The organism is Lyngbya aestuarii BL J (assembly GCF_000478195.2).
Taxonomy (GTDB): domain Bacteria; phylum Cyanobacteriota; class Cyanobacteriia; order Cyanobacteriales; family Microcoleaceae; genus Capilliphycus; species Capilliphycus aestuarii.
The window spans coordinates 40,668-54,056 of sequence record NZ_AUZM01000029.1; the positions used below are offsets into that span (position 1 = coordinate 40,668).

Consider the following 13,389-nt stretch of genomic DNA (forward strand, 5'->3'; position numbering starts at 1 on the left):
TATGCAACTTGCTTCCAAAACCGATGTTCAGGTTGAATCTACTTCGCCTCAGCAGTCGAAAGAAACGATTATTCTAGATGTTGGTGGAATGAAATGTGCGGGCTGTGTCAGTGCAGTTGAACGTCAGCTTACTCAACAAACTGGGGTGATTTCCGCCCGTGTGAATTTGGCAACAGAAGTTGCAACAGTTGAGTGTGAAGCAAACACCGTTGAAGCGGAAGAATTAGCCCAAAAATTAACCGATACTGGCTTTCCTTCTCAACCTCGAAGTGGAAGTCGTCAAACAGCCGAAGCCAGTGAAAATTTAGCCCAACGTCACCGTCAAGAAATTCGCCAACAAATTGGTCGAGTCATTACTTGTGGGTTATTAATTTTACTCTCAGGGATTGGTCATTTACATCATTTTGGGATCGGTCATCTGCCGATTTTAAATAATATGTGGTTTCACTGGGGATTAGCAACAATTGCGTTATTATTTCCCGGTAGAGCTATTATTATTGATGGGATTCGTAGCCTGCTGAGAAACGCCCCCAATATGAATACTTTGGTGGGCTTAGGAACCATAACGGCTTATACAACCAGTTTTGTGGCGCTGTTATTTCCGCAATTGGGTTGGGAATGTTTCTTTGATGAACCTGTGATGTTGTTAGGGTTTATTTTACTCGGAAAAACTCTCGAACAACAAGCCAGACATCGGGCAACAAACGCCCTTCAATCTTTAATCGCCTTGCAACCGACAATGGCGCGTTTAGTTCCGCAACCCCAAGCGGACCAAGAGAATCAAAAGATTGAACAAGCGGTTGAAATTCCCGCCGAACAAGTCCGAGTTGGGGAATGGTTAAAAGTCTTACCTGGGGAAAAAATCCCGGTGGATGGTGAAATTTTTTCCGGGAAAACAACGGTTAATGAATCGATGTTAACGGGCGAGTCAATGCCTGTGGTTAAAGAGTCGGGAGAGAAGGTTGCAGCCGGAACCATTAATCAGTCTGGTGTGATTATTATTCAAGCCACTCGTACTGCTGAAAATACCACTTTGGCTCACATTGTCAGTTTAGTTGAAAATGCCCAAACTCGTAAAGCCCCTATTCAAAATTTAGCCGATCAAGTTGCGGGATATTTTACTTATGGGGTGATCAGTTTAGCAACGTTTACCTTCCTGTTTTGGTATGGAATTGGCACAAAAATCTGGCCGGATGTGATTGATTTTGGGGCGTCAGAAATGGCGACTCACGCTTCATTATTATTGAGTATGAAGTTAGCCATTGCGGTGTTAGTTATTGCTTGTCCTTGTGCGTTGGGTTTAGCGACACCGACTGCGATTTTAGTCGGTTCAGGGATCGGCGCTGAACGAGGTTTATTAATCAAAGGCGGCGATATTCTTGAACGAGTTCATCAATTAGATACTGTTGTTTTTGATAAAACAGGAACGTTAACCACAGGTCATCCGACGGTAACTGATTGTTTGTCTATCAGTGATCATTATAACTCTGAAAACCTCTTACAACTCGTGGCAACGGTTGAACAAGGTTCAGATCATCCGATTGCAAAAGCGATTATTAATCAAGCCCAAAAACAGGAATTATCCCTACTTTCCGCAGACGATTTTCAAACCGAAGCGGGTTTAGGGGTTTCCGCCAATGTCAACGGTAAACGAGTTTGGGTAGGAAATCAAAACTGGTTAATTCAGCAAGGAATTGAATTTCCAGAAAATACCCCCGATGTTGCTGGAAAAACGGCGGTTTATGTGGCGCTTGAGAAACAGTTAGTCGGTTTAATTGCAGTTAGCGATCCTTTGAAAAAAGATGCAAAATCGACGGTTAAACAGTTGCAAAAAATCGGATTAAAGGTGATAATATTAACGGGTGATCGCGCCGATGTTGCTAAAAGTATCGCCGAACAATTGGATTTATCCCCAGAAAATGTATTGGCAGAAGTGCGACCTGATGGTAAAGTAAAAGCCATTACCGATCTACAACAGCAAGGTCAGCAAGTGGCGATGGTAGGTGATGGGATTAATGACGCGCCTGCGTTAGCCCAAGCTAATGTGGGAATTGGATTACATACCGGAACCGATGTGGCGATGGAAACGGCTGATATTGTGTTGATGCGAGACTCATTAATGGATGTGGTTGAGTCCATCAGTTTAAGTCGTTCCACCTTTAACAAAATTCGCCAAAATTTATTCTGGGCGTTTGGTTATAATACGTTAGGAATTCCAGTCGCTGCGGGTTTACTCTTACCCGGTTTTGGGATTATTCTCAGTCCAGCAACAGCGGCTGCATTTATGGCATTTAGTTCGGTGAGTGTGGTCACAAATTCGCTATTATTACGGCGTAAATTTTCCTGATTTTTAACCCCTTCCTGTTGAAATTGGAGTCGGGAAGGGGTAATCATTTCTCACGATTAACGCTGTTTTTGTGGGAATAAAACCCCAAAGCCAAACACCGCAATTAAATCGAATAAAACAGCATTCCTTTACAAAAGAGGGGCGAATGTAAAGCTATCACCCCTCTGCTGATAATTTTGATGTTTCTGTCAATTTTATAAGTTATGTAACATTCAATGCCGAGTTTTGATTGATAACTGCAAATGACCTTACAACGCAATACTTTCTAACAGTTCCCAGTGACGGTTATCGATAATTAACTGACTAATCAGTTCAAACATTTGACGACAGTGATTATTAACTTGTAAAGGAAGTTCTTCGTTTTTAATCACTAATGTCATTTTTGTTTCCGACTCTGTAGATGTTGCAGTATCAAACACCACCTCTACAGTCACTAATTTAGGAACAGGAACTTGACCAATAAATTCACGACAAATAATTGAACTTGGAGTTTCATACATCAACTCTAAATTACAAGGCTCTAACATTTCAATTAACATCAGTCGTAACTCATCAATCCGAGTAGCAATCACAAAAAAACCAGTGTAGCGAGCCATATCAAACTCCAAAGTTATTAAGAATAAACTAATGTATTCAGTGAAATTAATGTAAATTAACGTTGTCCAAAGACTGAATATAACTAGAAAGTCATAAACATTTTAATCAACTTTAATTTTAAGGGCGACATGAATAAATCAAGTTAAATCATGCAATCTCAAATGATGTGAGTCACTACAAAGGGGTAAAGCCTCGATTGACAATTTTGCCATTGTATCTAATCACTTCCAGCAACACAAACGAATAAGATTCTAGCGAAAAAGGGTTGATCAACAAAACTCAAACTCAAGATATTGAGATTTAAACAGAGTAGAGTAGAGAGTAAACTCTAGCTGCGTGTCGGCGAATGAGAGTTTTCACTAGACAACTTGACAGCAAGACTACTAGAACTGTTCTTCAAATCATTTCTCGTAAGATCAGAGTATTTCTTAAAATCTGTAAAGATGTATCATTTTATCCTCACACCAATCAGACAGATGCCTCCCGTAAGTCACAAAAATCTTGACTATTCTATTAAACCGTTAGCAAAATCCATCGTTAAAATTATACCAAAGTTTAGCCGTTTTCTTCAGTATCAACTTAAACGGGTAACTCAGAATTTGAACGCAGTCAGCGAGTTATACTAGAGGATACCAAAGCAATTTCTAATCGGGTTTTGCTCGAAAATAACATCAGGTTTAACCAGAATAGTCAATGAACGGAAAATTAATCGTGTTTGAAGGGTGCGAAGGAGGAGGGAAAACAACGCAGATCCAGCAAACTGAGCAATGGTTGCGCGATCAACTCGGATCATCTGTACCTGCAATTCTCACCACCAAAGAACCCGGTGGAACGGCTTTAGGGCGATCGCTGCGGAACATCCTACTAGACAGTCGTTTGGAAGAACCCATCGCACCGACAGCAGAATTGCTTTTGTTCGCCTGCGATCGCGCTCAACACGTTGAAACCTTCCTCAAACCCCATTTAAAACAGGGTGCAATTATTTTATGCGATCGCTTCACCGATTCTACCATTGCTTATCAAGGTTTTGGTCGCGGTTTAGACAAAAATTTGATCAAACAACTCAACCAGATCGCCACGGTGGGTTTAGAAAGCGACTTAACGTTATGGTTTGATATTGAGATTGAAAAAGGGTTAGCCCGCACTCAAAGCCGAGGCAAAATGGATCGGATGGAAAAAGCTGATTTAGCCTTTCATCAACGAGTCAATCAAGGGTTTTGTGAATTAGCCGATCAAGCAGGCGATCGCATAATTCGCATTGATGCTAATCTAAGTTTACAACAAGTTAGCCTCCAAATCCAAACTATTTTAACTCAATATTTATTGAAATGGGGATTCACTCTTTAGTCCTAATTTTTTACAACTTTTGACAATGACTTTAAACGATTCCTTTTCTCCCTTGATTGGACAACCCCAAGCGATTGAATTACTGACACAAACCGTGATTCAAAATAGAATTGCACCTGCCTACTTATTTGTCGGAAGTTCAGGAATTGGACGCAGTTTAGCCGCCCGGTGTTTTATCGAGTTTTTATTTTGTCATGGGAGTCAAAAATCTCTCAATCCTCAACAGGTTAGACATCGAATTCAAGCGAGAAATCATCCCGATTTACTTTGGGTTGAACCGACTTATTTACATCAAGGAAAACGGTTTTCTGTCTCTGAAGCCGAAGAAGCCGGAATTAAACGTCGTTCCCGGCCTCAAATTCGCTTAGAACAAATTAGAGAAATCGGTCAATTTTTGAGTCGTCCTCCCTTAGAAGCAAGTCGTTTAATTGTGGTCTTAGAACAAGCCGAAACAATGGCAGAAGCCGCTGCAAATGGATTACTTAAAACACTAGAAGAACCAGGAAAAGCGACTCTTATTTTAATTGCCCCCGGAGTAGATTCGTTGTTATCAACTTTAGTCTCCCGTTGTGCCAAAATTCCCTTTTATCGTTTAGATGAACAAGCCGTCGCCCAAGTGTTAAAAGAACAGGGACAGCAAGAAATATTATCACATCCCGAAATTATTGCTATGTCTCAAGGAAGTCCGGGTGAAGCGATGGTGTGTTGGCAACAATTACAAGCAATGTCACCAGAATTTTTAGCAAGTGTTAAACAGCCTCCTCAAACGGTTTATGATGCTTTAAATTTAGCTAAAGAAATTAGCAAAACACTCGATACTGAAGCCCAAATTTGGTTAATTGATTATTTACAACATTGTTATTGGCAACAGCAACAAAAAACGGACTTAATTAACCCTTTGTTTCTCCAACAGTTAGAAAAAGCGCGACAATCTTTACTGCGGTTTGTACAACCTCGCTTAGTTTGGGAATGCACTTTTTTATCGTTTTGTCAAACTTAATATTGTACCAATTATTACTCCCTTCTCCTCGTAGGAGAGGGGTTGGGGGAGAGGTCAAATCAAGGGTTTATAACAATACTATTAAGCTATTTTATCTTTCTTCAGCCGGAGGAGTAAAGCGAATTTCAATCCGGCGTCGGTTAGGATTAGCGGCTCTATTTTGGGGTGCATAATCTCCCGATGGATTATAAAGTTGTGCCGCAGAATAGGCTTTGAATTTTAACCCCAACTCTTGTAATTCTTGATTTTCTTGTAGCTTTTCAACTACTGCCAATGCTCGCATTAACCCTAAATCAGCATTAGATCCGGGGATTAACTGATTGAGTGATTCATTCCCCTGAAGAACTTGTTCTAAGTTAGAATCTAAATTACTATAATTTCCCGTATTAACTTGACCATCTGTATGTCCGATCACTTCGACAATATAGCCTTGATAATCTTGCGCCTGAGTTTTAATTTGGTTGATTAAATCTTCTTCCACAAATTGACTCAGTTGGGGAGAAAGTTCTGCACTTCCTGATTCAAATTTACGTTCAGCAGAATCTCTTAAAACAATCACCGGAGGAGATTTTAACCGTTCAATTTCTTGATTGAGTTCAGTAATGCGGCTACTGCGTTGTTTTAAATCTCCTCTCATTCTGGCGATTTCTCCTTCTAAGTTACTAACCCGATTAGAACGTTGTTGTAATTGTCGTTCGAGTTGTTCAGAACGAGAGGCGTTTGCTTCAGAAACAGACTGCACAAAAACTGATTTTATAATTGCTAAAATGAGAAATAAACTCAAAATCATAAAAGCGTTTGACATTAAATCGGTAAACGCTGGCCAAACATTTAATTCTTCCTCAGAACTTTTGTAGCGAGAATGACGCATTTTAACTTCTCCAGACTAATATTCATTAATTTTTGGTTTTGTATTTAAGGCTAAGGATTTTTTTGGGTAGAATATAGAGTATTTTGAGTCAGGCGATCGCCAAGTTTATCCAGCCCTGTACGCACGGTTTCTGTATATCGTTCAATCGCAATAACTAGCTTAGTTAACTCACTTTGAATTTCTTCTAAACTTTCGGTGCGTGTTACCATTCGTCGTTGTAAAATATCTAAAGTATTCATCGCCAGTTGGAAGCCTTGAGTCGCATTTTGAAGCTGTTGCGTCATCTCTCCGAGAGACTGTTGGTTGATGCGATGGGCTTCGATAATCTCCTGGGAAGTTTGATTAGTTTGATTCATTTGTTCGCCAAATTTTATCAACCGTTTGCTATAATTTTGCAGTTCGATCATTGCCAAATCGACGGATTGAACAGAAGATGATAAACTCGTAGCAGACTGAGAAAAATTACGCTGAGTATTGGCTAGATTTGTGGTTGCGCTAGAGAGTGTTTGCGGGAACTGACTGCGTTCAAAAGCTTGTGCTGCTTCCATAAACTGATTTGTGGTTTGTTGGAAACTCTCGGAACTTTGGGTGATTTGCAATGAAGCTTCAACGAGTCGATGATAAACTTGTTCGGTGAGTTGACTGGTTTTAATTTGGGCTTCTGAAACTTCTTGAATTTTTTCTTGGAGTGCAACTTCAATAGAACTTTGAATCGTTTGGCTAAATTGATGTAAAAACCGTTCAAAAGTATTCACCATTCCCTGAACCACTTTATCTAAATGCGTTTCTCCTTTTAGAGTAGGTTGGTAGATATTATCCAGATAATCTTCTAATCCACTCAAGAGTTTATTTTTGGCAAAGGTTGTATTAAACAAAAAATTAACAATGGTTAGAAATGCACTAAATAAAATGGCTGTTAAACTGGTAATAAAGGCGATTCCCATACCTTGGAGCGGTTGTTGAATTTCTTGTAATAAACTGGTAATATCAGTTCCACTCGTTGCACTCACCGCTTGACTCAAAGCGGCTAAATTAATTGTAATTCCGACAAAAGTTCCTAATAAGCCAAAAGATAATAATAAATTCGGTAAAATCCGAGTAAAATAATCAACTTGTTCGCAAGAGATGAAGAAAACTCTTTCCTGACTGTAAACGTGATCGATTAATGCACCTGTATTCACTTGTTCTAACTCCCGTCTGGCTTGTGCTAAACGAACTTCTAGTTCTTGTATCAATCTCGGTTTATTTCCTGAAACTTTCCCGTAGATTAATCGCCAAACTTGATTACCTTGACTCGTGAGATAATAATGAAGTGCCATGCGTAACAACACCGCCACCACAGCAGGAATAATCACTAAAGCAACAATCAGGATAACTAAATAATCCGGGATCATAGACATAACAATCACAGTGAGAGGAGAACAGTCGGTAGATGCTACAGTAGCACGTTACTTAATTCCGTGTTTCTTGCTGCGCTAAAGCACCCCAATTTTTTAATAACGTCCAACAATTTTTAAACCATCTTTGAAATGAGCAACCGTGGTCACAACAGCAACACAAAAATAAAAAATACGAATTCCCCAAAAACAAATTCCCATTAACCACGTCACCACTGTCGGAGGAATACCACTCACTTTAACAAATCTAGAATTGACTTGTTTTTCGAGTTTGGCTAAATCTTCCATCTGAGATGCTTTTGTGGGAATCATGGGAAACTGACCCGTGTAAAGATAAAATCCAAACACTCCCGAATGGTTGACCCGACTTTCTAAAAAAGAATTCGCCAGATCAATCGCTTCGGGCTTAGAAATCTGATCATCGCTGACAATATCTTGAATCCACAAATCGTATTTCACAGATTGAGGAATCGCTAAAATGATCGGAACCAAAATCACCAAAAATCCAGCACTAATTTTGCGACCCAGTTGAGAAGGAAGCAAAGCAGTTGCTAACCCAAATCCCATTCCGACTACAGCAAAAACCAATAGATTGAGTAAATCGATTAGCTCCAGTCCCCGAAGCAAATCACCAAAAATAAAGATAGGATATAAATATCGATGAGCTAGCATCAGTGCCACAACTTTAATGGCAACGGCGACCCCAAACAAAATCGCTCCACAAGCCACATAGCCAAAGGCACTAATAATGTATAGACCGACACGCCCTAGTTGGTTGATCAACTGCATGGAACTACGAGCGAATTGAGGATTTAGACGACGAACGAGATAAGTCTTCTTGAGTTGATTGTGCCGTTTGTTGGATGAAATCAAGGTCGGGAAAAGGCTCACCTTCGACACTTAACCACAACAAATACTCAATGTTACCGGCTGGGCCTTGTAGGGGTGATCCCGTTAAACCCCGATACTTCCATCCAAGGGTTTGCGCTGCACAAGCGACTTGAAATATGGCATCAGCTTGATCAAATGGCGATCGCACAACGCCCTTTTTCCCGACGCGCCCCTTACCGACTTCAAATTGCGGCTTTACCAAGAGTACCACCTCGCGAGGCGGTTGGAGAAGATTCCACAGAGCCGGGAGAACTTTCGTTAGGGAAATAAATGACACATCAATAACTGCTAAATCTGCGTAACTTTCGAGATCACTTTCCTTAGTATCCGATTCGATATCATTTTTCGCAAGGGGAGAAATAGAGTGTTCAGACTGGCTATAGAGTTGTTCGGGTGTCAAATGTCTGAGGTTGGTGCGTTCGAGCAAAATCACTCGCGGATCTGTGCGGAGTCGCCAGTCTACTTGTCCGTAACCGACATCAATCCCGTAAACCCGTTGGGCGCCGGCTTGGAGCAAACAGTCTGTAAACCCTCCGGTGGAGATTCCGCCATCAATACAGATCCGTTGGCTCACATTAATCTTAAAATAATCTAAAGCTTTGATTAATTTTTCTCCGCCCCGAGAAACGAAAGGCGATCGCTGTTTAACTTTGATTTGGGCTTCTAAGTCAATTTCCGTACCCGGTTTATCAATTACCTGTTGATTCACCATCACCTCTCCCGCCCGGATCAAGCGTTGGGCGATGTGTCGGGAAGAACACAAGTTGCGATCAATTAATAGAGTATCGAGCCTTTGTTTTGCCAAGAGATTTTCTCAGAGCGGGTTCTACGCATCTTAACCAGACTAATTTTACCACAACTGTTTTAGATGATTATCTCGATCATAAAGAGGGGTGAAAAAAGCCACCCCCCAGTGATTGGGTATCAAGTTTTCTACAAACCAGTGAAATCGAGTCAATTCTAGAAAAAATCTCTAGATATCTGTTTCTGATAATTCACGAATCAGGTGATCAAAAGGTCGATCAAGATATTCACCTGTGGGAACTCCTGCTGCTGCAACTTGTTCACGAACCAGATTATTGAGAATACCAATTCCCACAACCGTCGGGCCAATAGGGACACTCAGAGAGTTATAAGTTTCCCGTAATCCTTGTAAAACCCGTTCATCGAGAACATCGGTATCCCCTGCGACCATCGCATAGGTTGCATAGCGTAGATAATAATCCATATCACGCAAGCAAGCCGCATAACGGCGAGTCGTGTAGGCATTACCACCCGGACGAATCAGTTCCGGGAGTTCTTCAAACAATTGAGAACCTGCTTGTTTGACCAGTCCGGCTGCGTTACCATTAATCACGGCAGCAGCTTGAACCCGTGCAGTACCCGTCTGAAAGTAGGATTTTAATTGATCAATGGCATCTCGGTCTAAATATCGTCCTGTCAAGTCGTAATTTTTAATTAGGCTTGTAACTGCGTCCCGCATGAAAATAATCTCCTTATCATATTCTTTCAATTATTCTCAGCCATGTCGTGTTATAGTGTAATGCTTGATACAAAACTTAATCAATCTGAGTCACTATGATCAGCCAGATGCTTGGTTGAGAAGATCTGCTGATATCCTCAGATCGTAAATCATATGGAGATCCCTATGCCAGAAACAGCGCAAGAAGTCTTGAGCATGATTCAAGACCAAAAGATCAAGATGATCGACCTTAAGTTTATTGATATGCCAGGAATCTGGCAGCACTTAACGGTTTACCACGATCAAATTGACGAAAGTTCATTTACAGATGGCGTTCCCTTTGATGGTTCCAGTATTCGGGGATGGAAAGCGATCAACGAATCGGACATGATGATGACACTCGATCCCAAAACGGCTTGGATCGATCCCTTCATGGCAGAACCCACACTGAGTCTCATTTGTAGCATCAAAGAACCCCGCACAGGCGAATGGTATAGTCGTTGTCCTCGGGTGATTGCTCAAAAAGCGATTGACTATCTCGAATCAACCGGTATAGGAAGTACTGCTTTCTTCGGGCCTGAAGCAGAATTCTTTGTATTTGATGATGTTCGCTTTGATCAAACCCAAAGCTGTGGCTACTACTATGTAGATTCTATTGAGGGTCGTTGGAATTCGGGACGGGAAGAACCCGGTGGAAACTTAGGAAACAAACCCCGTTACAAAGAAGGCTATTTCCCCGTTTCTCCGACGGATACAATGCAGGATATGCGGACTGAAATGCTGCTGACGATGGCAGAGTGTGGCGTTCCCATTGAAAAGCATCACCATGAAGTTGCAACTGGGGGTCAGAATGAGTTGGGTTTCCGCTTCGGAACTCTAATTGAAGCGGCTGATAACTTGATGATTTATAAATATGTCATTAAGAATGTTGCTAAAAAATATGGCAAAACCGTAACGTTTATGCCCAAGCCTGTCTTTAATGACAACGGTTCAGGGATGCACTGTCACCAGTCCATCTGGAAAGACGGTCAGCCTCTATTTGGAGGGGACAAATACGCAGGTTTCAGCGAAATGGGCTTGCATTATATCGGCGGTATTTTACGTCATGCTCCGGCGTTACTGGCTTTAACAAACCCGACAACCAACTCTTACAAGCGCTTGGTTCCGGGTTTTGAAGCCCCGGTAAACTTGGCTTATTCTCAGGGTAATCGTTCGGCTTCAGTTCGGATTCCGCTCTCTGGTGATAGTCCCAAAGCCAAGCGGCTTGAATTCCGTTGTCCGGATGCGACAGCCAACCCCTACTTAGCGTTTGCGGCGATGCTGTGTGCAGGGATAGATGGGATCAAAAACAAAATTGACCCCGGTGAACCCCTCGATGTAGACATCTATGACTTGTCTCCAGAGGAGTTAAGTAAGATTCCTTCTACTCCCGGTTCGTTGGAACTTGCTCTAGAAGCCTTAGAAAATGATCACGCTTTCTTAACCGAATCCGGCGTTTTCACCGAAGACTTCATCGCTAACTGGATTTCCTACAAACTCGATAACGAGGTTAACCCCATGCGGTTACGTCCTCACCCCTATGAGTTTGCTCTCTACTATGATGTCTAACGTTTAGGCAGATTGAATATTGAGATTTTACACGCCACCTACTATGGGTGGCTCTTTTCTGGACAATTCTCTCCAAAGAGCGTTGTCATTTTCAGAAAAAGTTTACAATAATTTACAAGATGATTAAGCAATTCATTTGATTGATTTACTGATTCTCTATGACTGATACCTTAACAAAACTCACTTACGAAGCTTTGCAGAAAGGCAAGATTTATTTTGGTGTTGCACATAAAACCCTCAGCACTCAACTGTTAAACTGGGTTCATCCTTCCACACCCGAACGCAAACCCCAATCCCTCAGTCCTGAAAATCTGGCTACCCTGCAAGGTTGGCTGGATAAAATCATCGAAACAGACTTGCAGGATGCTAGGCGGGGCGTTTATCCCGAATCTCTCCTGTTTGAGAACGAATGGGAAGACTTTTTTAGCTACTATCCGACTCTGTGGTTTGACTTGTTGACGATTCAAGAACGGGCTAACCAAAAACGTTATCAAGAATTTGCACCGAATATTGATACTGAGGGCTATCCCAAATATTACCTGCAAAATTTCCATCATCAAACCGATGGTTATCTCAGCGATATGTCTGCTAACTTATACGATATTCAGGTAGACATTCTGTTTAGTGGTGCTGCTGATGCCATGCGGCGACGGGTATTAGCACCTCTCAAACAAGGTGTACAAAGCACGTTTAATACTGTTATTCCTAAACACATTCGGATTTTAGATGTTGCTTGTGGAACAGGTCGAACTTTAAAATATACTCGTGCTAGTCTTCCTAAAGCTTCTCTATACGGCATTGATCTCTCACCTGCCTATTTACGCAAAGCCAATCAATTGCTGTCTGAAATTCCGGGCGAGTTACCCCAACTGGTTCAGGGAAATGCTGAAGAAATGCCCTATGTAGACCAATACTTCCACGGGATTACCTCGGTGTTTATGTTCCATGAACTGCCCCCAGAAGCCCGTCAAGGGGTGATTGAGGAATGTTTCCGAGTCCTTCAACCGGGCGGAGTTTTCGTGATTTGTGACTCCATGCAAGTCAATGATTGTCCGCAGATGAAAACGATGATGGACAATTTCCCGATTATGTTCCATGAACCCTATTATCGGCACTATACGACGGATAATCTAATCGAACGTTTAGAAAAGGCAGGGTTTGAGAACATTAGCACTCAAAATCATTTTGTTAGCAAATACTGGATTGCTCATAAACCTGTTGAGGGATAATCAAAACTGACGGTGGAGATGTTCCCTAGAGATGTTCTCGGGGAATGTCTCGAACGAGATAATATGGGTGCAGACACTCAATTTTATCATCAGAGGAACTTGCGATGAGCAGTACAACCCCCCAAAATACAGAGGCCATCTCCGAAGATTTAGAACCGGAGACAACGATCACCTATACTGAAGAAATTGAAACGGTGATTGCAGGTTTGGCAAAAGACCAGAAAGTGATGGTTGGTCAAAGTGATGCAGGTCATTTGTGGAAGTTTCAATATGGAAGTGCTGAAGTTTTTGTACAATTAACGGGAGACACCGAAGACGATACACTTACGGTTTGGTCGCCTGTCTTGCAACTTCCCGCTAAAAATGAAGAAACATTGATGCGAAAACTATTGGAGATCAATTGGTTATCAACCTATGAATCTCATTTTGCCATCAATAATAATCAGGTAATTGTTCTTTCTAACCGCACTCTGGCTGGAATTACTCCGGCTGAAATTTCTCGGATTATTACCGTTGTTGCTACAATTGCCGATGATAACGACGACGATTTACAGGCGGAATTTGGACAGTAAAGATTAAATATTCTGTTTTTGCGGAGTCCTGAGTCTAGAACATCTCGCCGTTCAATAAATCTCCCCAA

Annotated in this window: 12 protein-coding genes; 6 read left to right on the forward strand and 6 right to left on the reverse strand. The window is 41.5% G+C overall.

Annotation, left to right across the window (positions count from 1 at the left end):
* Position 1: 1 nt before the first annotated feature.
* The gene (locus M595_RS13865) at positions 2 to 2,347 is read left to right on the forward strand and encodes a heavy metal translocating P-type ATPase (RefSeq protein WP_023066882.1); all 2,346 of its coding nucleotides are present in this window, start codon (positions 2 to 4) and stop codon (positions 2,345 to 2,347) included.
* Between the two features lie 248 nt (positions 2,348 to 2,595).
* On the opposite strand, the gene M595_RS13870 is transcribed toward M595_RS13865, so the two are convergent.
* Positions 2,596 to 2,943 (reverse strand): hypothetical protein, encoded by a 348-nt coding sequence (locus M595_RS13870; protein ID WP_023066880.1) that lies wholly within the window; start codon positions 2,941 to 2,943, stop codon positions 2,596 to 2,598.
* Positions 2,944 to 3,637: 694 nt separating this feature from the next.
* On the opposite strand from M595_RS13870, the gene tmk reads away from it, so the two are divergent.
* Both tmk and holB read left to right on the forward strand, forming a co-directional pair.
* Positions 3,638 to 4,291, forward strand: a complete 654-nt coding sequence (tmk, locus tag M595_RS13875) for a dTMP kinase (protein ID WP_023066884.1) — start codon at positions 3,638 to 3,640, stop codon at positions 4,289 to 4,291.
* Positions 4,292 to 4,316: 25 nt separating this feature from the next.
* A complete protein-coding gene (gene holB / locus M595_RS13880; RefSeq protein WP_023066896.1) occupies positions 4,317 to 5,291 on the forward strand; it encodes a DNA polymerase III subunit delta' in 975 nt (324 codons plus the stop codon).
* A gap of 91 nt (positions 5,292 to 5,382) precedes the next feature.
* Here holB and M595_RS13885 read toward each other — a convergent pair whose 3' ends face one another.
* The 5 genes from M595_RS13885 to apcB all read right to left on the reverse strand — a co-directional run bounded on the left by M595_RS13885 (position 5,383) and on the right by apcB (position 9,933).
* The gene (locus M595_RS13885) at positions 5,383 to 6,162 is read right to left on the reverse strand and encodes an OmpA family protein (RefSeq protein ID WP_023066920.1); all 780 of its coding nucleotides are present in this window, start codon (positions 6,160 to 6,162) and stop codon (positions 5,383 to 5,385) included.
* A 50-nt stretch (positions 6,163 to 6,212) separates the two neighbouring features.
* Entirely contained in the window at positions 6,213 to 7,562 is a 1,350-nt protein-coding gene (locus M595_RS13890; protein ID WP_040484099.1) for a hypothetical protein, read from the reverse strand.
* 93 nt (positions 7,563 to 7,655) lie between these two features.
* Entirely contained in the window at positions 7,656 to 8,348 is a 693-nt protein-coding gene (locus M595_RS13895; protein WP_040484100.1) for a hypothetical protein, read from the reverse strand.
* A gap of 4 nt (positions 8,349 to 8,352) precedes the next feature.
* Positions 8,353 to 9,255 (reverse strand): TlyA family RNA methyltransferase, encoded by a 903-nt coding sequence (locus tag M595_RS13900; RefSeq protein ID WP_023066935.1) that lies wholly within the window; start codon positions 9,253 to 9,255, stop codon positions 8,353 to 8,355.
* A 168-nt stretch (positions 9,256 to 9,423) separates the two neighbouring features.
* Complete coding sequence (gene apcB, locus M595_RS13905) at positions 9,424 to 9,933, reverse strand: allophycocyanin subunit beta (RefSeq protein WP_023066931.1); 510 nt, start codon at positions 9,931 to 9,933, stop codon at positions 9,424 to 9,426.
* A 165-nt stretch (positions 9,934 to 10,098) separates the two neighbouring features.
* On the opposite strand from apcB, the gene glnA reads away from it, so the two are divergent.
* From glnA to M595_RS13920, 3 genes are all read left to right on the forward strand, one after another.
* Complete coding sequence (gene glnA / locus M595_RS13910) at positions 10,099 to 11,520, forward strand: type I glutamate--ammonia ligase (protein ID WP_023066912.1); 1,422 nt, start codon at positions 10,099 to 10,101, stop codon at positions 11,518 to 11,520.
* A 158-nt stretch (positions 11,521 to 11,678) separates the two neighbouring features.
* Entirely contained in the window at positions 11,679 to 12,749 is a 1,071-nt protein-coding gene (locus M595_RS13915; protein WP_023066922.1) for a class I SAM-dependent methyltransferase, read from the forward strand.
* A 104-nt stretch (positions 12,750 to 12,853) separates the two neighbouring features.
* Complete coding sequence (locus M595_RS13920; RefSeq protein WP_023066913.1) at positions 12,854 to 13,321, forward strand: YbjN domain-containing protein; 468 nt, start codon at positions 12,854 to 12,856, stop codon at positions 13,319 to 13,321.
* The last annotated feature ends 68 nt before the right edge of the window (positions 13,322 to 13,389 follow it).

Bases quoted from the DNA above. Each gene is read 5' to 3' on its own strand.
- M595_RS13865 (WP_023066882.1), top strand. From the start codon at position 2: ATGCAACTTGCTTCCAAAACCGATGTTCAGGTTGAATCTACTTCGCCT.
- M595_RS13870 (WP_023066880.1), bottom strand. From the start codon at position 2,943: ATGGCTCGCTACACTGGTTTTTTTGTGATTGCTACTCGGATTGATGAG.
- tmk (WP_023066884.1), top strand. From the start codon at position 3,638: ATGAACGGAAAATTAATCGTGTTTGAAGGGTGCGAAGGAGGAGGGAAA.
- holB (WP_023066896.1), top strand. From the start codon at position 4,317: ATGACTTTAAACGATTCCTTTTCTCCCTTGATTGGACAACCCCAAGCG.
- M595_RS13885 (WP_023066920.1), bottom strand. From the start codon at position 6,162: ATGCGTCATTCTCGCTACAAAAGTTCTGAGGAAGAATTAAATGTTTGG.
- M595_RS13890 (WP_040484099.1), bottom strand. From the start codon at position 7,562: ATGTCTATGATCCCGGATTATTTAGTTATCCTGATTGTTGCTTTAGTG.
- M595_RS13895 (WP_040484100.1), bottom strand. From the start codon at position 8,348: ATGCAGTTGATCAACCAACTAGGGCGTGTCGGTCTATACATTATTAGT.
- apcB (WP_023066931.1), bottom strand. From the start codon at position 9,933: ATGCGGGACGCAGTTACAAGCCTAATTAAAAATTACGACTTGACAGGA.
- glnA (WP_023066912.1), top strand. From the start codon at position 10,099: ATGCCAGAAACAGCGCAAGAAGTCTTGAGCATGATTCAAGACCAAAAG.
- M595_RS13915 (WP_023066922.1), top strand. From the start codon at position 11,679: ATGACTGATACCTTAACAAAACTCACTTACGAAGCTTTGCAGAAAGGC.
- M595_RS13920 (WP_023066913.1), top strand. From the start codon at position 12,854: ATGAGCAGTACAACCCCCCAAAATACAGAGGCCATCTCCGAAGATTTA.